General features: G+C 60.3%; 21 protein-coding genes, 1 tRNA gene and 1 other annotated feature. Of the genes, 16 read left to right on the top strand and 6 right to left on the bottom strand.

Going from position 1 to position 17,613, the window contains the following annotated elements:
* From NW852_RS02425 to NW852_RS02365, 13 genes are all read left to right on the top strand, one after another.
* A partial coding sequence (locus tag NW852_RS02425; protein ID WP_414426431.1) for a hypothetical protein occupies positions 1–457 on the top strand: 457 nt, incomplete at its 5' end.
* 5 nt (positions 458–462) lie between these two features.
* Positions 463–1,224, top strand: a complete 762-nt coding sequence (gene trmD / locus NW852_RS02420; RefSeq protein WP_414426430.1) for a tRNA (guanosine(37)-N1)-methyltransferase TrmD — start codon at positions 463–465, stop codon at positions 1,222–1,224.
* Positions 1,215–1,553, top strand: coding sequence for a hypothetical protein (locus tag NW852_RS02415; RefSeq protein WP_414372185.1), 339 nt, complete (start codon positions 1,215–1,217; stop codon positions 1,551–1,553). The genes trmD and NW852_RS02415 overlap by 10 nt, the downstream gene beginning before the upstream one ends.
* Before the next feature lie 146 nt (positions 1,554–1,699).
* Positions 1,700–1,927 carry a preprotein translocase subunit SecE gene (gene secE, locus NW852_RS02410; protein ID WP_414365355.1) on the top strand — a complete coding sequence of 76 codons (228 nt, stop codon included), beginning with the start codon at positions 1,700–1,702 and terminating at the stop codon, positions 1,925–1,927.
* Between the two features lie 95 nt (positions 1,928–2,022).
* Positions 2,023–2,694 carry a transcription termination/antitermination protein NusG gene (nusG, locus tag NW852_RS02405; RefSeq protein WP_414365349.1) on the top strand — a complete coding sequence of 224 codons (672 nt, stop codon included), beginning with the start codon at positions 2,023–2,025 and terminating at the stop codon, positions 2,692–2,694.
* 9 nt (positions 2,695–2,703) lie between these two features.
* Positions 2,704–3,129, top strand: coding sequence for a 50S ribosomal protein L11 (gene rplK, locus NW852_RS02400; protein WP_011430609.1), 426 nt, complete (start codon positions 2,704–2,706; stop codon positions 3,127–3,129).
* 76 nt (positions 3,130–3,205) lie between these two features.
* Positions 3,206–3,916, top strand: coding sequence for a 50S ribosomal protein L1 (gene rplA / locus NW852_RS02395; RefSeq protein WP_414365347.1), 711 nt, complete (start codon positions 3,206–3,208; stop codon positions 3,914–3,916).
* 90 nt (positions 3,917–4,006) lie between these two features.
* Positions 4,007–4,162: a sequence feature (ribosomal protein L10 leader region), on the top strand.
* A gap of 73 nt (positions 4,163–4,235) precedes the next feature.
* On the top strand, positions 4,236–4,799 hold the full coding sequence (gene rplJ / locus NW852_RS02390) for a 50S ribosomal protein L10 (RefSeq protein ID WP_414426429.1): 564 nt from the start codon (positions 4,236–4,238) through the stop codon (positions 4,797–4,799).
* Positions 4,800–4,871: 72 nt separating this feature from the next.
* Positions 4,872–5,285 carry a 50S ribosomal protein L7/L12 gene (gene rplL, locus NW852_RS02385; RefSeq protein WP_414365343.1) on the top strand — a complete coding sequence of 138 codons (414 nt, stop codon included), beginning with the start codon at positions 4,872–4,874 and terminating at the stop codon, positions 5,283–5,285.
* A gap of 281 nt (positions 5,286–5,566) precedes the next feature.
* Positions 5,567–6,757 (top strand): membrane protein insertase YidC, encoded by a 1,191-nt coding sequence (gene yidC / locus NW852_RS02380; RefSeq protein WP_414365341.1) that lies wholly within the window; start codon positions 5,567–5,569, stop codon positions 6,755–6,757.
* Positions 6,758–6,834: 77 nt separating this feature from the next.
* A complete protein-coding gene (locus tag NW852_RS02375; RefSeq protein WP_414372180.1) occupies positions 6,835–7,470 on the top strand; it encodes a protein jag in 636 nt (211 codons plus the stop codon).
* Positions 7,471–7,542: 72 nt separating this feature from the next.
* Positions 7,543–8,046: a YceD family protein gene (locus NW852_RS02370; RefSeq protein ID WP_414365337.1), complete on the top strand. Its 504-nt coding sequence runs from the start codon at positions 7,543–7,545 to the stop codon at positions 8,044–8,046.
* A gap of 52 nt (positions 8,047–8,098) precedes the next feature.
* Complete coding sequence (locus NW852_RS02365) at positions 8,099–9,010, top strand: homogentisate phytyltransferase (RefSeq protein ID WP_414372178.1); 912 nt, start codon at positions 8,099–8,101, stop codon at positions 9,008–9,010.
* A 46-nt stretch (positions 9,011–9,056) separates the two neighbouring features.
* Here the strand turns inward: NW852_RS02365 and NW852_RS02360 are convergent, their stop codons facing one another.
* Complete coding sequence (locus NW852_RS02360) at positions 9,057–9,845, bottom strand: photosystem II S4 domain protein (RefSeq protein WP_414372176.1); 789 nt, start codon at positions 9,843–9,845, stop codon at positions 9,057–9,059.
* Between the two features lie 62 nt (positions 9,846–9,907).
* On the opposite strand from NW852_RS02360, the gene NW852_RS02355 reads away from it, so the two are divergent.
* Positions 9,908–9,980, top strand: a tRNA-His gene (locus NW852_RS02355).
* A 23-nt stretch (positions 9,981–10,003) separates the two neighbouring features.
* Here NW852_RS02355 and NW852_RS02350 read toward each other — a convergent pair.
* The 5 genes from NW852_RS02350 to NW852_RS02330 form a co-directional block, all read right to left on the bottom strand.
* A complete protein-coding gene (locus NW852_RS02350) occupies positions 10,004–12,049 on the bottom strand; it encodes a hydantoinase/oxoprolinase family protein (RefSeq protein WP_414372173.1) in 2,046 nt (681 codons plus the stop codon).
* Positions 12,050–12,116: 67 nt separating this feature from the next.
* On the bottom strand, positions 12,117–13,451 hold the full coding sequence (locus NW852_RS02345) for a hypothetical protein (RefSeq protein ID WP_414372171.1): 1,335 nt from the start codon (positions 13,449–13,451) through the stop codon (positions 12,117–12,119).
* Between the two features lie 182 nt (positions 13,452–13,633).
* Positions 13,634–14,155, bottom strand: a complete 522-nt coding sequence (locus NW852_RS02340) for a hypothetical protein (protein WP_414426428.1) — start codon at positions 14,153–14,155, stop codon at positions 13,634–13,636.
* Between the two features lie 12 nt (positions 14,156–14,167).
* Positions 14,168–14,722, bottom strand: a complete 555-nt coding sequence (locus NW852_RS02335; protein ID WP_414365326.1) for a phycobiliprotein lyase — start codon at positions 14,720–14,722, stop codon at positions 14,168–14,170.
* 105 nt (positions 14,723–14,827) lie between these two features.
* Positions 14,828–16,141, bottom strand: coding sequence for a S41 family peptidase (locus tag NW852_RS02330; protein ID WP_414365324.1), 1,314 nt, complete (start codon positions 16,139–16,141; stop codon positions 14,828–14,830).
* A 207-nt stretch (positions 16,142–16,348) separates the two neighbouring features.
* Between NW852_RS02330 and petB the strand changes: the two genes are divergently transcribed.
* Positions 16,349–16,996: a cytochrome b6 gene (petB, locus tag NW852_RS02325; RefSeq protein ID WP_011430625.1), complete on the top strand. Its 648-nt coding sequence runs from the start codon at positions 16,349–16,351 to the stop codon at positions 16,994–16,996.
* A 67-nt stretch (positions 16,997–17,063) separates the two neighbouring features.
* Complete coding sequence (gene petD / locus NW852_RS02320) at positions 17,064–17,576, top strand: cytochrome b6-f complex subunit IV (protein ID WP_414365321.1); 513 nt, start codon at positions 17,064–17,066, stop codon at positions 17,574–17,576.
* The last annotated feature ends 37 nt before the right edge of the window (positions 17,577–17,613 follow it).

The raw sequence follows: 17,613 nt of genomic DNA, 5'->3' as shown, positions 1-17,613 counted from the left end.
TCCGGTGGGCGGATCGCCTAGAATAATTCAGAACCCACCTGTTTCTGCTGCCATGAGTTCTCGCTCTTCTGACTGGTTCACGCGGGCTCGCCACCTTTTCTACGGCGCGGCCACTGCCCTGGTGGAGATCCTCCAAGACCCGGAAAAGCGGGCCGAAAACCTCAACCGCCTCTCGATGGATCTGGCACAACTGGCAGCAGAACTGGAGCAAAAGGGGGAGCTGATCGAACAGGAAGCCGTTCGCTACGTTGAAAGTCTCAGGGATCCAGCCGCCAACGCCCCCGCCCCAGAGAGCGAGAGGCCCGCCCCTGCTGAAAGCGCCCCCCCGACCACGGCTCCCCCTGCCCCTATCTCCAAAGAAGAGATGGCCGAGCTGATGGAGCTGATCCACCAGATCGAGTCTTTGCGCCTGGATCTGGAGCGGTTGCGCACCGAGCCTCCCTCTGCCTCGTCCTAAGTCTTGTGCGGTTCGACGTCATCACCCTCTTCCCAGAATTTTTTGCAACGCCGCTGCGCATCGGTCTGGTGGGCAAAGCCCTGGAGCAGGGGATTGCTGAGGTTCACTGCACCAACCCGCGGGACTTTGCCACCGACAAGCACCGCCGGGTCGATGATGAGCCCTACGGGGGTGGGGTGGGCATGGTGCTCAAGCCAGAGCCCTTTTTTGCTGCCGTTGCCTCCTTGCCCCGCCTGGATCCCTACGAGATCATCTTGCTCACGCCGCAGGGGCAACCGCTGAACCAGGCGCTGCTGCGGGAGCTGGCCCAAAAGGCGCAGCTCATCCTGCTCTGTGGCCAGTACGAGGGCTTTGACGAGCGGATCCGCCAATATCTGGCCACCCGCGAGGTGTCGCTGGGCGATTTTGTCTTGACGGGGGGGGAGATCCCGGCGCTGGCCTTGATCAACGGCGTGGTGCGGCTCTTGCCGGGCACAGTTGGTAAAATGGACTCTCTGAGGAGCGAAAGTTTCGAGACGGGGCTGCTGGAGTATCCCCAGTACACCCGTCCACCGGAGTTCCAAGGGCACAAGGTGCCGCCGGTGCTTCTCTCAGGCGACCACCGAGCCATTGCCCGTTGGCGTCTGCAACAGCAGTTGGTTCGCACCTGGCAAAGGCGGCCAGACCTGTTGGCCAAACGCCCCCTCACGCCCGAAGAACAACAGTTGCTGGCAGAGGGGCTGGCCGAGCAGCACACCGATGTAGAGGAACAGGATCAATGTTTGTAAACCGTCTCCGCTCCCCCCTCAACCCCCGGTGCGGGATCCCTGCGGCCCTGGTGCTGGGGATCCTGGCCAGCGTCGAGGTTGCCTTGGCCCAAAGGGGAGATGTCAACGAGGCCATCCGCCGCGACCGCAACGTCCAGTTGTTCGACGGCACCAGCATTGACATGAACGACCTCCTGCGGGCCGCCGAGTTTCTCTCCCGGCAAAATGCCGCCTCGCGTTGGGACAGCCGGGCAGAGATCGACGCAGCGGTAGAGCAATTCAACCAATCCCGCCGCCCTTTGGTGCTCTCCCCGAGGGCGCTGACGCCTGAGCCCACTCCCACCCCTTGAGAGGGATCCCACCCCCAACAGATCTGTTAAGATCGCTAAGCCGATCTTGAGTGCGCCAAAAGGTGGCGCACCGTTTTCGGGATCCAGCAGGAGATACCGCCGTGGTTAAAAGCACCTCTTCCAGCAAGGCCGATACGGAACAACGTTTGGATCCCGCCAGCCGGGGCCACTCCAGGGACAACTCCCCTGAGTCCAAGGGGATTCTCGGCTTCCTCCAGGAGACCCGCGCGGAATTGGCCAAAATTGTTTGGCCGAGCCGCCAGCAACTGATTAGCGAATCGGTGGGCGTCTTACTGATTGTGTTGGCCTTCGCCTCGTTCATCTACCTGGTCGATCAACTGTTTGGCTGGCTGGCCACTCAACTGTTCTCGTGAGGTTCTTTCTCAGATGGCCCCTGCCAGGGATCCCTATTCATTTTTGGGGAGGGGAGGCCCATGCATACAGACAGACACAGAGAGGAGGTGAGGTGATGAGCCCAAAGCCAGAGCAGCGGTGGAAACGCCGTGGGGGCCACCCTGAGCCCCTAGAGCCTGTAGACACGGCGCCAGAAGGGGAAGAAGGCGAAAGTCAAGGTCGTCGCAACCTGCGCTGGTACGCTGTGCAGGTGGCCTCAGGCTGCGAAAACAAAGTCAAAAGCACCCTGATGCAACGGGCGGCGGCTCTGGATGTGGCAGATCAGATTGTCGAGGTGGTGATCCCGAAGCGGACGGGCTTCAAGCTAGATCGATCCGGCAAGCGCCAGGAACAAGAGGAAAAGATTTTTCCCGGCTATGTGCTGGTGCGCATGGATCTCAACGACGACACCTGGATGGTGGTGAAAACTACCCCCAACGTGATCAACTTCGTTGGCACGGAAGAAAAGCGGGCCTACGGTCGTGGTCGGGGCCATGTGACGCCACGGCCCCTCAGCCCAAGCGAAGTCCAGCGCATCTTCAGCAGCGTTGAGGTGGAGGAAGTGCCCCTCAAGATCGACATGGCACCTGGGGATCGCATCGAGGTGCTCTCCGGCCCCTTCCAAGGATTTTACGGCGAAGTGGTGGATGTCAGCCCAGAGCGGGGCAAGCTCAAGGCCTTGATCTCGATTTTCGGGCGCGATACTCCGGTAGAATTAGAGTTTGGTCAAGTGCGAAAAGAGGTGTAACGGCGTTTCATGGCTAAGAAACTGGTGGCAGTGGTCAAGCTGGCCATCCAGGCGGGCAAAGCCACCCCCGCCCCCCCCATCGGCCCGGCGCTGGGCCAGCACGGGGTTAACATCATGGCCTTCTGCAAGGAATATAACGCCAAAACGGCGGATCAAGCCGGGATGGTGGTGCCGGTCGAGATCTCGATTTACGAGGATCGCAGCTTCACCTTCGTCCTCAAGACGCCGCCGGCTTCGGTGTTGATCAAAAAAGCCCTCGGCATTGAGTCGGGATCCAGTGAGCCCCACAAAGTCAAGGTGGGATCCCTGACGCGAGCGCAACTGCGTCAGATTGCCGAGCAGAAGTTGCCCGATTTGAATGCCCGTGATGTGGAGGCGGCTATGAAAATCATCGCCGGCACTGCCCGCAGCATGGGGGTGACAATCGTCGATTGATGAAGGATCTTTAGTCTGATTGTTGTCTTGAAGTTTTGGGGGAGAGAGGTTCTCGCCAGCACCCCGAGGAGAAACGATGGCTCGAAAACTGTCCAAACGTATGCAGGCTTTGCGGGAGAAGGTCAAGCCCATTGCCTATCCCCCCGCAGAAGCCCTGGCCCTGATGAAGGAGACGGCCACTGCCAAATTTGACGAGGCGGCAGAGGTTCACATCCGCCTGGGGATCGATCCCAAGTATGCCGACCAGCAGTTGCGCACCACCGTCGTCTTGCCCCGCGGCACCGGGCAGGAGATTCGGGTGGCGGTGATTGCCCGTGGCGAGAAGGTTACGGAAGCCCAGAACGCAGGAGCCGACCGGGTGGGCTTTGAAGACCTAATCGAGGAGATCGGCAAGGGCATGATCGATTTCGACCTGCTGATTGCCACCCCCGATGTGATGCCCCAGGTTGCTAAGCTGGGGCGCCTATTGGGGCCGCGTGGCCTCATGCCCTCTCCCAAGGGTGGGACGGTCACCATGGATTTGGCCCAAGCCATCAAGGAGTTCAAAGCCGGCAAGCTGGAGTACCGGGCGGACAAAACCGGCATTGTGCATTTGATTTTCGGCAAGTGCAAGTTCCCTGTCGAAGCACTGCTGGAAAACTTGAAAGCCGTGCAAGAGTCTGTTGACCGCAACCGTCCCCCTGGAGCCAAGGGCAAGTATTGGCGAGCCCTACATGTTTGTGCTACAATGGGCCCCTCGATTGAGGTTGACATCAATGCCCTGCGAGAGCTGAAGTTGGTTGCTTAAGGCTGCTTCGGCGCTGCAAAGGGAAAAAGGCAGTTGTTTGCCGTTTGAATTGACTATTTTTTCTGGAGGATCTGGGCAGAGAAGAGCTTCCCACAGTTGAATAGCAAGCCGAAGACAGCAGGTGCCTAGGGGCTTAATGTCCTGCCGAGGTTTGAGTGGAGTGCAAAGGGATCCCGTTGTGGATTGCTGGGTTATGCCTGCCTCAATGCGTCTCGGCTCTGGCTGGGACGCATTCTATTTGGCGGCTCTAGATACCCCCTTCCGACGGCAACACCTGTTCGGCCCTCAGTAAGCCAGTGACAACAAAGGAGGTGAGCGCATGGGCAAGCAACCTGTAGCGAAAAAAGCGGAGGTGGTCGATGAAGTTCGATCCCTGTTGCAAGCCAGCCAAATGGTGCTGGTCATCGACTACAAGGGGCTGACCGTTTCCGAGATGAACCAACTGCGGGCGGAGCTGCGCAAGGCGGATGCTGTCTGCATGGTGGTTAAAAATACCTTGATGCGGCGGGCTGTCGCCGACCAAAAGGCTTGGGCAGGGATTCTTCCCTTCCTGTCAGGGCCGACGGCCTTTATCATGATCCGGGGTGATATTCCAGCGGCCCTGAAGGCGTATCAAGATTTCGCCAAGCAAACCAAGAAGACCGAATTCCGCGGCGCCGCTGCCGAGGGGCTATCCCTGACCTTGGATCAGGCCAAGGCCATCGCCGAGCTGCCGCCCAAGGAGGTGCTCATGGCCCAAGTGGCGGGCAGCCTCAAGTTGGTGGCCACCCGACTGGCAGTGGGGCTCAATGCAGTGCCCACGCAAGTGGCTCGCGGTATCTATGAGATCCCGGCCTCCCTGGCAAGGGCCATCCGGGCTATTGCCGACAAGGAGGCGGCCTGACGGGATCGACCTGTGTTGGGTTCATCAACCCAATTCCACCTATCCACTTCGTTACCCTGAGGAGACAAGACTATGGCTTCGGAGCGTGTTCAAAAGATCCTGGAAGAGTTGAAAGCATTGAGCTTGTTGGAGGCTTCCGAGTTGGTGAAAGCCATCGAAGAAGCCTTTGGTGTCAGTGCGGCTGCCCCAGCAGGTGGCATGGTTATGGCTGCTCCCGTGGCAGCGGCAGCGGCACCGGCGCCAGCAGCGGCGGCTGAACCGGTGGAAGAGCAAACGGCCTTTGATGTCATTCTCGAGGCTGTCCCTGCGGATAAGAAGATCGCCGTCCTCAAGGTGGTGCGCGAGTTGACCGGCTTGGGCCTGAAAGATGCCAAAGATCTTGTGGAGGCCGCTCCCAAACCGGTCAAGGAAGGGATCCCCAAAGAGGAAGCCAACGAGATCAAGAAGAAGCTGGAGGAAGCTGGCGCTACGGTCAAGGTCAAGTAGTTCCATCAGCAGGGGAAAGGGATCCTCATTCAGAGCGTCTCTTGCTCCCAGCACAAGGGAGCTGCCAGAGCTCCAAGTTTAACCAGAACGATGAAGGAGGGGCAAAGCAGCTCCTCCTTTTTCGCTGATACGCCGCCGCGCTCTGCCCCTCTCCCTCGGAGAGGCAGGGAAATTGCTGGGCTGATCCCCCTTGCCGATTGGGGCGGTTAAACCCTGAAAACGCCCTCGTCAGCCGGTCGGAAACCATTACAATGGGTTACGGACGTTCGCCAGCACCCCCCATGGACTTCGGAGTCGGATTTCTTTCCAACAACGTCATGCTGCCGATCCTGGATTTTTTCTACGGGATCGTGCCCAGCTATGGACTGGCCATCATCTTCCTGACGTTGGTGATCCGCTTTGCCCTCTACCCGCTCAACGTCGGATCTATCCGCAACATGCGGCGCATGAAGGTGATTAACCCTTTGATGCGGCGGCGGATGCAAGAAATCCAGGAGAAGTACCGGGATGACCCACAAAAGCTGCGCGACGCCCAGGCCAAACTGTACAGCGAGCTGGGAGTCAACCCGCTGTCGGGTTGTCTGCCGCTTTTGATTCAAATGCCGGTGCTCTTTGCTCTCTTTGCCACGCTGCGGGGATCCCCCTTTGCAGCGGTTACCTACGACGTCAACCTGCAGATCTTGCCAGCAGAGGTGGCGGCAGAGGTGGTGCCCACCCCCTACGTCAGCCCCAGTAAGAACATCTTCGTCGCCGACTCGGTACACAAGCCAGTGGTGCTGGTGGAGCCCAAAGGCACCAAGATTGCCGTAGGGGAGCAGGTGCAGTTTCTGCTGCAGGGGCCGGGGGGCAAGCCCTTTGAGCAGTTGGTGGCAGAAGCGGGCGGGGATCCCAGCCTGTTGCAGCCCACCTGGAAGATCACCAAAGGAGAAGAGCGGGCCCAGATCCAGCCGGATGGCACCTTGCTGGCCCTGCAGCCAGGGGAAGTGACTGTGGAGGTTGCGATCCCCGGCCTAGCCTCTGACACGGGCTTTCTGTTTATCGACAAGTTAGGCCGTGTCGGCGCCTTTGACCCGGATGGCACCATCCACTGGGACATCATCGGCATGATTGTCCTTTTCGGCGTCTCGATTTACCTGAACCAATCCCTGACCAACGCTGGCCAGGAGACAGGCCAAGAGGATCCCAGCCAGAGCTCGATGGCTCGCATCACCCCTGTGCTGTTCTCAGCAATGTTCCTGTTCTTCCCCTTGCCGGCTGGAGTTTTGCTCTATATCCTTGTCTCCAACATCTTCCAAACTGTGCAAACCTTCTTGCTCTCGCGGGAGCCGTTGCCGGAGAACTTGCAGCGGTTGGTGGAAGAGGAGCGCCGCCGCGCTGCCCAGGTGATCACGGTGGAAGCCAAGGAGGTTGACCGACCGGCCAAGCCAAAGGCAGCCGGGGGAGGGCGCGAATCCCTGCCCTTTGAGCCCTAGGCAGTCCTTGCTGCTTGGCGTGGGGTGAGCTTACGGTCGAGTGCTTGATACCTCTTCAGAATTGGAAGCTGCCCAGGATGAGCCCCCCTGAGTCCTCTACGGGATCTTTGAAGGGATCCGCCGCCAAAAAATCGCATCAGAAGTCTGAGGGAACCGTTGCGCCTTCCCAGGGCGAGCTTTCTCCTGCCGAACATCGAGAACGGGCCAGGCAGTGGTTGCAGCAGGTGCTGGCGGCGATGGGAATCCCGGCAGTGGTGCGGGTGGTGGGGGAGATAATCGAAATTGAGGCCGATTCTCTAACTCCGGCCCAGAAGCAAATGCTGCTCTCAAAAGCGCCTGCATTGCCCTTGCCGTCGTCCAAAGAAGCTGGCCCTGAGGAAGAGCGCTCCCCGGTGGTTTTGGATGCGTTGCAGTATCTGGCCAACACCCTTCTCAACCTCAACCAGCCAGAAGACCAACAGCAGCCCTATATCCTGGATCTGGATGGCTATCGTCAGCGCCGTTTGCAGGAGCTCAAAGCCTTGGTTGCTGTCGCGGTGCAAAAGGTGAGAACCAGTGGTCGGGAATACGAGTTTCCCGATCTTTCTGCTGCCGAGCGGCGGCAGATCCACACGCTCCTGAAAGACCCTGCCTACGCCGATCTGGAAACCTTCAGCCGTGGCAAAGAGCCTGACCGTCGTCTGGTGATCCGGCGGGCCTCTTCTCGACCCTGACCTGGGGGCTCTCTTGCCGATAGGGGCGATTCTAGGGATCCCTGCTACCCAGAACGTATAGAGGGGGATGTCATGCTGAGGCCAATTCGTCTATCCGACCTGCGGCAGATGCCCGGTCAAACCCAAGAGGTACAGTTTAGGCAGTTTTTTTCAGGTTTTGAGAGCTTGACCCCTGTGGAGGGATCCCTGCAGGCCAGCCACCGGGGGCATTTCCTGGAGGTGAGCGCCGAGGCCCGCACCATCGTCACCCTCACCTGTCACCGCTGCCTGCAGCAGTTCAACCACCGGCTGCACCTGCAGGTTGAGGAGATCATCCTAATTCGGGAGCCCAGTCCTGAACCGCCGCCTCTAGAGCTGGAATTGCGGGACGAAGAAGATCTGCTGGAGAGCCTGCCGCCCAACGGCGAGCTGGATATCGAAGACTGGATGTACCAACACCTGCATTTGGAGATGCCCCACCAGTTGCCCTGTCGCCCCGATTGCCCGGGCATTGTGGTGGAATCGGCTGCGCCGCCGCCGGTGGATCCCCGCTGGTCGGCCCTGGCTGCCCTCCTTAAAGACTCCCCCCATCCCTAGCCACTCTCCACGAGGGGGCTCCGGGCCATGAGCTGTATCGCTGCTGGCTAGAATGACCCCATATTTGCAGGTTCTCTGGCGTTTTGCTCGGCCCCACACCGTCTACGGCACCAGTGCCAGTCTGCTGGGCCTCTACTTGCTGGCCGGGTTCGTGGCCGTTGAACCAACGGCCCTGCTAACTGTCCTTCCCCAGTTGGGCGTGGCTTGGGTGGCTTGTCTGGCGGCCAATGTCTATATTGTCGGCCTCAACCAGCTCACGGATATCGAGATCGACCGCATCAACAAACCCCATCTGCCCCTGGCCGCCGGCTCCCTGAGTTGGCGACAGGGGGTGGGGATCGTCGCCGTCTGCGGGGTGGCATCCATCCTATTGGCCCTGACAGGGATCCCGTACCTGTTGTTGACGGTGCTTTTGAGCAACGGAATCGGCACCGCCTATTCCTTGCCCCCCCTGCGGTTGAAACGATTTCCGCTGGCGGCCTCGGCTTGTATCTATTGTGTGCGGGGGTTGATCGTCAATCTGGGCCTGTACAGCCATTTTCAGCAGTTGATGCAGGGGGAAGTCGAGCTTTCTGCTCCCATTGTTTTTCTGACAGGGTTTATGTCTATTTTTGGGCTGGTGATCGCCCTTTTCAAAGATATTCCCGACATGGAGGGGGATCGGCGGTTTGCCATTGCCACCTTTTCGTTGCGCTTTGGCCAGGAGCGGATCTCAAAGTTTTGCATTGGCATTTTGGCCGCTTGTTACCTAGCGTTTATCGCTTTGGGAAGCTATTTTCTTCTCATGGGCCAGGGTGCCTGGATGCTGTTAGGGCATGGGCTGGGGCTAGGAATCCTTGTGGGCTATGGTGTTCGCCTGGATCTGGGTTGCCGCGACGCGATCGTGGCCTATTATCAACTGATCTGGAAGTTGTTTTACTTGGAGTACTTGCTCTATCCTTGGGCCTTCTTCCCTTTTTCCTAGCGATTTCTCGCCCTGGATCTCAGGCAGGCAGTAGATCTCCAAAAACCTAGAGATACCGCTTCATCTGGATGCGAAAGCGGCCTTTTTTCGTCTCGGCTACCTCTTCAATTTGCAGCCGACCGCGACCACGAATAGCAATCCAATCCTGGGGGCCGACAGTGTAGCTGGCTTGGGTAATCGGCTTCCAATTAACCCGCACCTCTCCCCGCTGGATCTCTTCCACCATCTTGCTGCGGGACAGGCCAAATCCCGCCGAGGCCACTGCATCCAGGCGCAAAGAGGCTTCCACGCTGGTGATGGACTTCACCCGCGGCGGTTGAACCTTTAATTGGTTGAGAGGGATGGGGCTGACCTTGACGGGCACGCTGCGCACCTGCGTCAGGTTGAGGCTGAGATAGTCCACCAATTCCGGCACAACGATGGCCTGGGCCCCCGTGTCACCTAAAACAAGGATGTCTCCCACTTTCTCCCGGGCAATGCCAGCTCCCAGCAGGGCTCCCAAAAAATCGCGGTGAGTGGCCGGGTCGAAAAGAAAGTTTCCCTGTATCTGAACAGCGGCCAAGGGGATCCCTTCTGCGCCTTCCACCTTCAAGCTGACCTCAGAGCGAGCCAGGGCTAGGCGTTGCCGCTCCGCCTGGGCATAGCCCCCCCAGGCCACCACCTGCAGTTCAGCCAAGTTGTGCAACCGGCTTTGCACCTCGGCTACCTCTGGCGGGGAGAGAAAATCGCTCCAGACCACTTGCCAGGTTTTGAGGGCTTGCTCCCCCAGATCCAGAATGCGCGCTAAGGTTTCTCGATACTCCGCTCCTTTCAGTAGATCGACTCTGGGCAGCATGTTGGGACGCTTCAAGGCTTCGTTCTGTTTGTCCCATGCTAAGCTAGATCCCCAGGATCCTGGCGGGCGTAGCCAAGTGGTTAAGGCAGAGGATTGTGGTTCCTCCATTCGTGGGTTCGAGTCCCATCGTCCGCCCTGCCAAAGAGAGAAAGGGGCCTCTATTCGCAGCTTAAAACCAGGGTGCCCACGGCGTCGATGCTGCCTGTCCAACCGGCTTCGATGACTACGGTAGCCTCAGGCATCTCCACAATCGCTGGCCCGCGTAGCGGAAACCCCACATCCATGCGCCGCCGATCGTAAACCGGGACTGAACGCATTTGGCCGCCCATCCAGGCCTGTCGCTCCCCCTTGAAGGGATCCCCTGGCAAGGGTGGGGGGGCTTGCAGCGGGACGCTGGGCAAGGCCTGCACCGCCCGCAGGCGCAACTGGATGGCTTCCACCACCTGGCTGGGATCCTGCCAGCCGTGGCGCTGCTGGTGGGCTTGGTGAAACCGCTGTTCCAAGAGAGAAACTGGATCCGACAACTGGGCCGGGATCTCCAGCTCAAAGGACTGGCCGCGGTAGCGCAGGTCCAAGCTAAAGTACAGCTCCGGCTCCTGCAGGTCGGCTTTCGCCTGGCGGATGAGGGGCGCCGCCCATGGGGCCAAAAGGGATCCCTCGGCAGCCGACTCCAGTTGCCGCAGCGGCTGCAGGATGGCCCGCCGGTAATCCCGCTGTAGGTTGGCCACAGCCATACCTAGCGCTGAGAGGACACCGGCAAAGGCCGGGATCAAGATGCGGCGGATCCCCAGCTCCTCTGCCAGGGCACAGGCGTGCATAGGCCCGGCTCCGCCAAAGGCCAGCAGGGCAAAATCGGCGGGATCCAAGCCCCGCTCCACGCTAATCACCCGCAAGGCCCGTGCCATGGCCCCATTGGCCAGGGTGCGAATGCCAACAGCTGTCTCCTCCAAACTCAAACCCAAGGGCTCCGCCAGCGTTGCAATAGCCTGGCCAGCCAAGTCCCGCCGCAGGCAAACAGAGTCCCCCAGCCAGCCCCCATCCGGCAGGTAGCCCAGCCAAAGGTTGGCGTCGGTTACTGTGGGAGCCGTTCCTCCCCGCCCGTAGCAGGCCGGCCCAGGGTTGGAGCCGGCACTTTCCGGCCCCACCTGCAGCCCCCCGCCGGGTAGCAGGTAGGCCAGGGATCCGCCCCCGGCACTGACGGTATGGATATCAATCTGAGGCTGTTGCACCGGCAGGCCGCACACCACCGCTGACCGGGTAACCTGAGGGAGGCCGTCTTGAATGAGGGCCACATCGGTGCTGGTTCCTCCCATGTCCAGGCTGAGCAGATGGGAATAGCCGCTCAGACGGCCCACATAGGCCGCTCCGTAAACGCCGCCCGCCGGCCCCGAAAGCAATGCCACCGAGGCGTGGGCTGCCGCCTGAGCAAGGGAGGTGACGCCGCCGGAGGATTGCATGATCAGGGGGGCGGGGATCCCTCTCTCCCGACAACCTTGGGCCAAGCGGTGCAGGTAGCCCGCCAGCGCCGGGCTGAGGTAGGCATCAATGGCTGTGGTGCTGAAGCGCTCGTATTCGCGAAACTCCGGTGTCACTTCGCAGGAGAGGGAAACGTGCAAGCCGGGCAAGGCCTCGCGCAAAGCCGCCCCCAGGCGCTGCTCGTGCTCCGGGTAGAGGAAAGAAAACAAAAACCCTACCCCCACAGCGCGGATCCCCTCCCGGTGCACCCGCTCTCCCACCTCCCGGATGACGCGCTGGATCTCCTCCTCCGTCAGCGGCTCCAACACGCCGCTTGCGCTGCAGCGCTCCTTTACCTCTAGGCAGTGGTGGCGGGGCACCACCGGCTCCGGCTTGGGCTGGGTGAGGTCGTAGAGGGAGGGGCGGTTTTGGCGGCCAATGGCCAGCACATCCCGGAAACCCGCCGTGGTCAAAAAGAGGGTAGGGGATCCCTTGCGCTCCAGGAGGGCGTTGGTGGCCACCGTCATACCATGGCAGAACACGTCTACCTTAACCGCGCCCAGCTTGTCCAAGGCGGCAAAGACCCCCTCTTCCGGGCTAGGGGTGGAGAGCACCTTGGCCGTCCGGATCTGGCCTTCCTGAAGGAGCACTAGATCGGTGAAAGTCCCCCCCACATCGATCCCCAGACGGACCAAACCCTCCTGCCTCCAATCCTGTTGCTCGGCTTGCTCGCTGCTGGTGTTGGACATTGCTCAATAAGGCTCTCGTAAGGCTCTCGTGCAGGCCCGCCCCTGCGCTTCTAATTTCAACCCCTCCCTAGAGACGACGCCGGGGCACCTCTTCCGACTCAGTTGCCAGGGGTTGCTCCTGCTGCAAAAGCTGGCGAAAGGCCGGCTCGTCCAGCCGGTAGTCCCGCTGCTCGATTAAATCCCGATCCGTGGAGTAGATGGTGTCCGCCTCCTGCACCACCTCTTGGCGGCGGAAGCGGCGGGCAAAGTCGAGCTTGCGCAGCAGCACCTCGGAGGGACGCTTCAGCCGCTCTTGCCAGAACCGCCGGATGCGGTTGCGCCGCTCCACCCCCTGGTTGCGGAATTGCAACGTCAGCCACCGCACCCCAGGCACCGCCAAAAACAGCGTGCCATAGAGGAAGAGGAATCCAATCAGCGGGTAGATAAACGCCAGAAAGGCGTTGCTCCCGGCGGCGGCGGCCACCTCCTCCCGCGCCCCGTAGAGAATGGCTGCCAAGAAGAAATTGAGCACACCCAAGCCACCGGCTAGGGTCAGTTGCTCAGGGGTGGCGCGGCTAAACACCCAGGGTCTTTCTTGCAACACCTCCGGGATCTTCTTGGAGCGGCGCTCCGAGGCGGCCACCTGGAGCTCTGGGAAACGATAGACGATATCACCGTCCTCGCTTACCTCCGGCTGGCCGTCGAACTTGAGCAGAATCGGCAGCATGTAGTCTTCATACTCCAGGGCCGGGGATCCCGGCTCCACGTCCAGGTAGGGCAGCACCTGCTCGGCGGCGATCACCCCCCCGTTGGCGCGGATGAGCTGGCCAATCAAGGCATAGCGCTCCTCTTCCAGGTTGGCGTTGGGATCCCCGTCCCCAAACAGGAAGCTGTACACCGCCTCCAAAAAGTTCATCTCCGATTTTTCCCGGCGGGGTTGCGCCCGACCGGAATAGCCCCCGTAGTAGGGGTAGGGACTCCAGAAGGGGTTGCCCACCCAGAGGTCGGGAAAATAGAAGAAGCCCCCCCCTCCCCGCGAGCGGCTGCGGTTGTCCTCCTCACGGCTGCTGGCCATCTGCAGAGCCATCAACGCCAGGGTGATGAGGATAATCGACACCACCAACAGGATGCCAAAGGAGATGCGTAGGCCGTAGAGAAACCCCCCCCACAGCTTGCGTCGCAAAACCGCCAGCCGATCCTGCTGCTCCTTGCGCTTGAGAATGTCGCGAAAGTCGGGCGGGAAAACGTAGGCGATCTCCCCCTGCCGCGAAACCTGGAGATGCCCCCCAGCCTTTTGGGCTAACTGCAGCAACTCCTGTTTGGCCTCCTCTAGGGCCAGGCCTGTGCTGGAGGCAATGTCTCCCAGAGTGACCCGCAGGCCCAACTGCTCTACCGCATCCATGACCAATGTTTGTGTAGCCACTCTCAACCTCCGCTGGTTACCTACTGTTGCCCGGGATCCGACTGGGACGCTCGCCCAGCATCTGCAGCCAAGGGTTACAGCCATCCCTATTCCCAGTATCTCTCTTCAACTCAGGGGCGACGAGGGCGGCTGTTGCTGCTTTTGGGTCAGGCGGCCTGTCTCTGCACCAACCCAGGGCTGGGCTAGGGCAGCCAGGCCATCGCCACCAGCAGAGCGAAAAGGATCCCGATCAACACCCACGTCAGCCGTTGGGTATTCAAGGGGGGAGCAGCCTCGCTGCGGCTGGGATCAGCGACTTTCGGCAGGGAAGCTGGACGGCGGAGGCGCTCATAGACCAGACGGCGTTCCCCCGGCTTGGCCTCTTCCAGGTGGCTGAGATCTGGGATTTCGAGCAACCACTCTGCTGGTCGCCGCAGACGAGGTGCCTGCCAGATGCCCAACACGTAGCGGGCCTGTTGAGCGACCTCCGGATCCGGGTTGCCCAGCAAGGTTTGCACCAAGCGGATCGCCTCCTGGGTCTCTCCAAGGGCCTCCTGGGCCAAGGCCTGCCAGAGCCGCAGCTTGCCCGCTTGCGGGTAGCGGCTTTGGGCCTGTTTCACCTGTTCCAGAGCCTGGCGGTATTGTCCCCGCTCAAAGCTGGCCTGAATCCGGGCCAAATGCTGGGGCAGGCGCAAGTCTTCGGGAGGGATCAACTCCGGCTCCACCGATAAACCCCCCTAGGTGAGCTTTTGCTCCACCCCAAACCCCACCAGCAGCAGCTCCTCTAGGGGCTGACCGTGAGGGGGGCGTTGGTAGGTGAGGATCTGCCGCAGGCGCAGGCGCGGGTTGAGCAGGGTGATGGTATCCACAGCAACGACGCGGGTGTAGGTGGTGGTCATCACCAGTTGCAGGGATTGCGGATCAAAGCGGAAGTCGGCCACCATGGGCCGCTCCTCTTCATAGGCGCGATCGCGCAGATAGTCACCTTCAAGACCACGGGCGCTCTCTCGCCGGGGCACAAACAGCATGTTCAGCTCTTGCCCCACCTCCTCTCCCTTTTCAGAGACAGTCTCAAAGGCAAGGTGGAAGCCCAAGAAGCCGTCGACGCCGTGGTTGGGGTAGTTGTTGTCCCTCAGCACCTTCTCCTTAAGCTCAGGGGTGAGGGTGCGAATGGTGAACTCCGTGCGGGAGCGCTCCACCTCCCCGCGATCCAAGTAGTGGTAGGTGCGCTCGGTGTGCCAGGCGCCAATGCAACAGTTAAAGAAGTAGTGAAATTGCTGGAGGGCGTTCATGCCAGAGCGACTGACAGCTCAACCCAATCCTAAAACGAATTGCAGACAAATAGGCCCGCCCATCCCCGCCGGAGATGATAGACCCCCCTGCCCCCCTTCCTCACCTCAGGTATTGGCTGCCGCTGGGATCCCCTGGGCCACGGCCAAAGTTGACCCCAACACCTCCAAAGCCCGCTGCAACTGCCCATCCTCAGGGCCGCCCAGGGTTTCTGCCGTTAGGGGAAGAGGGCCCTCGGCCACCATCACATCCGGCTGGATCCCTTGGCGGTGAATGTCGTGGCCGTTGGGGGTGAGGTATTTGGCAGTGGTCACGGCCAGCCCGGAGCCGTCCGCCAGCTCCAGCAGGGATTGGATCAGCCCCTTGCCGAAGGTGCGCGTTCCCACCAGTTGTGCCCGCCCGCTGTCCTGCAACGCCCCCGCCAAGACTTCGCTGGCACTGGCACTGCCCTGGTTTACTAAGACAACCAAGGGGGCTGCTGTGAGAACTTCGCCGGTGGCGGGAATGCTGTCCTGAATGCCATAGCGATCCGTCACCCGCACGATGTCGCCTTTGGGGATCCAGAAGCGGGCGATCTCAATGGCCGCCTGCAATAGCCCTCCGGGGTTGTTGCGCAGATCGAGGATGTAGCCCTGCACTCCTCGCGCTTCTGCGGCCTGGATGGCCTGACGCACTTGAGCGGCGGCATTGCCGTTAAACTGGCTGAGGCGGATGTAGGCTACCTCCCCCTGGGGCAGCTTGAAAAAACCGGTGCGCACCGGGTTGATCAGGATGGACTGGCGCACCAGCTCCACCTCCCAAATGCGCTCCTGCCGCTTCAGCCGCAGACTGACCGGAGTGCCACTGGGACCCCGCATCCGTTCGGCCACCTCGTCCAGGCTCAGGCCTGCTACTGGCACCTGATCCACCGCCAGGATCTCATCCTGAGGTTGGATCCCCGCCCGCTCGGCAGGAGTCCCCTCCATCGGGGCAATGACCCGCACCGCTCCCTGCTCGTCGATGGCAATCTGGAGGCCGACACCGCTCAGCTCCCCAGCCGTAGAAGTCTGCAGGCTGAGGTAGTGCTCCCGATCCAAAAAGCGCGTGTAGGGATCCCCCAGCGTTGCCAGCATCTCCTCAATGGCCCGGTAGGTCTCTTGCCGATCCTGGAGGGGCCGAGAGAGAAAGCGCTGCCGCACCTGCCACCAGTTCTGCCCGTTGAACTCCGGATCCACATAGGCCCGATCCACATAGGCCCAAGCCTGGGCCAGCAGTTGCTGCTCTTCCCCCCAGCGGCTGGCCTGCACCTGACAGGCGCCAAGGCTCAGGCCCGCCCAGAGCAGGCACCCCAACAACAAGACTCGGACAGCCTGGCGTAACGCCCATCCGATCCCCAACCCTCTCCAACTGCTTTCCCCAGATCTCGGCTTCTGCGCAATCATCGGAGGATCTTGACTAAGGAAGAAGTTAAGAAATACTAAGAAGCGTGAACAAGATGAGACATCAGCAGGCGTTTGGGCTGCTGGGATAGGGATCCCTGTGTCAAAGCTGAGCCCGACTTCATGATCGTGTTAACGAGTTATGTTACAGTGCTGTGTGGAGTGGGCCCGTCCCCCCCTGGATATCCAACTCTAAAAATTGCAGGCATCATGAGCAAAGTTTACGACTGGCTAGACGAGCGGCTGGAGATCACGCCTTTCGTCGATGACGCAACCGGAAAATTTATTCCGCCCCACGTTAACATCTTCTACTGCCTCGGCGGCATCACGCTGGTGTGCTTCCTCATTCAGTTTGCCACCGGCTTTGCCATGACGTTTTACTACCGTCCGACGGTGGCCGAGGCTTTTGAATCGGTCAACTACATCATGACCCAGGTCAACTTTGGCTGGCTGCTGCGCTCCATCCACCGCTGGAGTGCTTCTATGATGGTGTTGATGATGATTCTACACACCTTCCGGGTTTACCTAACCGGTGGGTTTAAGAAGCCGCGCGAGCTGACCTGGGTAACCGGTGTAATCTTGGCAGTACTGACAGTTTCCTTTGGGGTTACGGGTTACTCCCTGCCTTGGGATCAAGTGGGCTACTGGGCGGTCAAGATCGTCTCCGGCGTGCCCAGTGCCATTCCGGTGGTGGGTGATGCCCTAGTCCAGCTTATCCGGGGCGGCGAGGCCGTTGGCCAAGCCACCCTCACCCGTTTCTACAGCCTGCACACCTTTGTGTTGCCTTGGCTGACGGCGGTCTTCATGACTATGCACTTTCTGATGATCCGCCGCCAGGGCATTTCTGGACCCTTGTGATCCCAGGCCGGTTCGATCCCCAAGTTCCTCTTGCTAAGCCTTTTTACCCCAGACAAGGAGAACGGCTATGCCTGTCTCGAAGCAAGTAATAGCAACTGAGGTCATTACACGCAAAGTTGACCTGGACAACCCCAAAGTTTTGGCCAAGCTGAAGAAAAACATGGGCCACATGACCTACGGTGAGCCCGCTTGGCCCAACGACTTGCTCTTTATGTTCCCGGTGGTGATCCTAGGCACCATCGGCGTGATTGTCGGCCTGGCGGTCATGGATCCGGCGGGGGTGGGCGAGCCGGCGGATCCTTTTGCCACGCCGCTGGAAATTCTGCCAGAGTGGTATCTCTACCCCGCGTTTCACATTTTGCGCATTGCTCCCAACAAGCTGCTGGGCATTGCCCTGATGTCGGCCATTCCGGTCGGCCTTCTGTTTGTGCCCTTCATCGAAAACGTCAACAAGTTCCAGAATCCGCTGCGCCGCCCCGTAGCAACGACGGTGTTTTTGATCGGCACCCTGGTCACCCTCTATTTGGGCATCGGCGCCACCTTGCCTCTGGATAAGTGGGTCACCCTGGGCCTGTTCTAGAGAGCGGAATATCTTTTCTAGTTTTTGTGGGTTGATA

Source organism: Synechococcus sp. H60.1 (assembly GCF_047462335.1).
Lineage (GTDB): Bacteria > Cyanobacteriota > Cyanobacteriia > Thermostichales > Thermostichaceae > Thermostichus.
The sequence above is the reverse complement of the archived record's forward strand: the minus strand, read 5'-3'. Positions and strand labels throughout refer to the sequence as shown.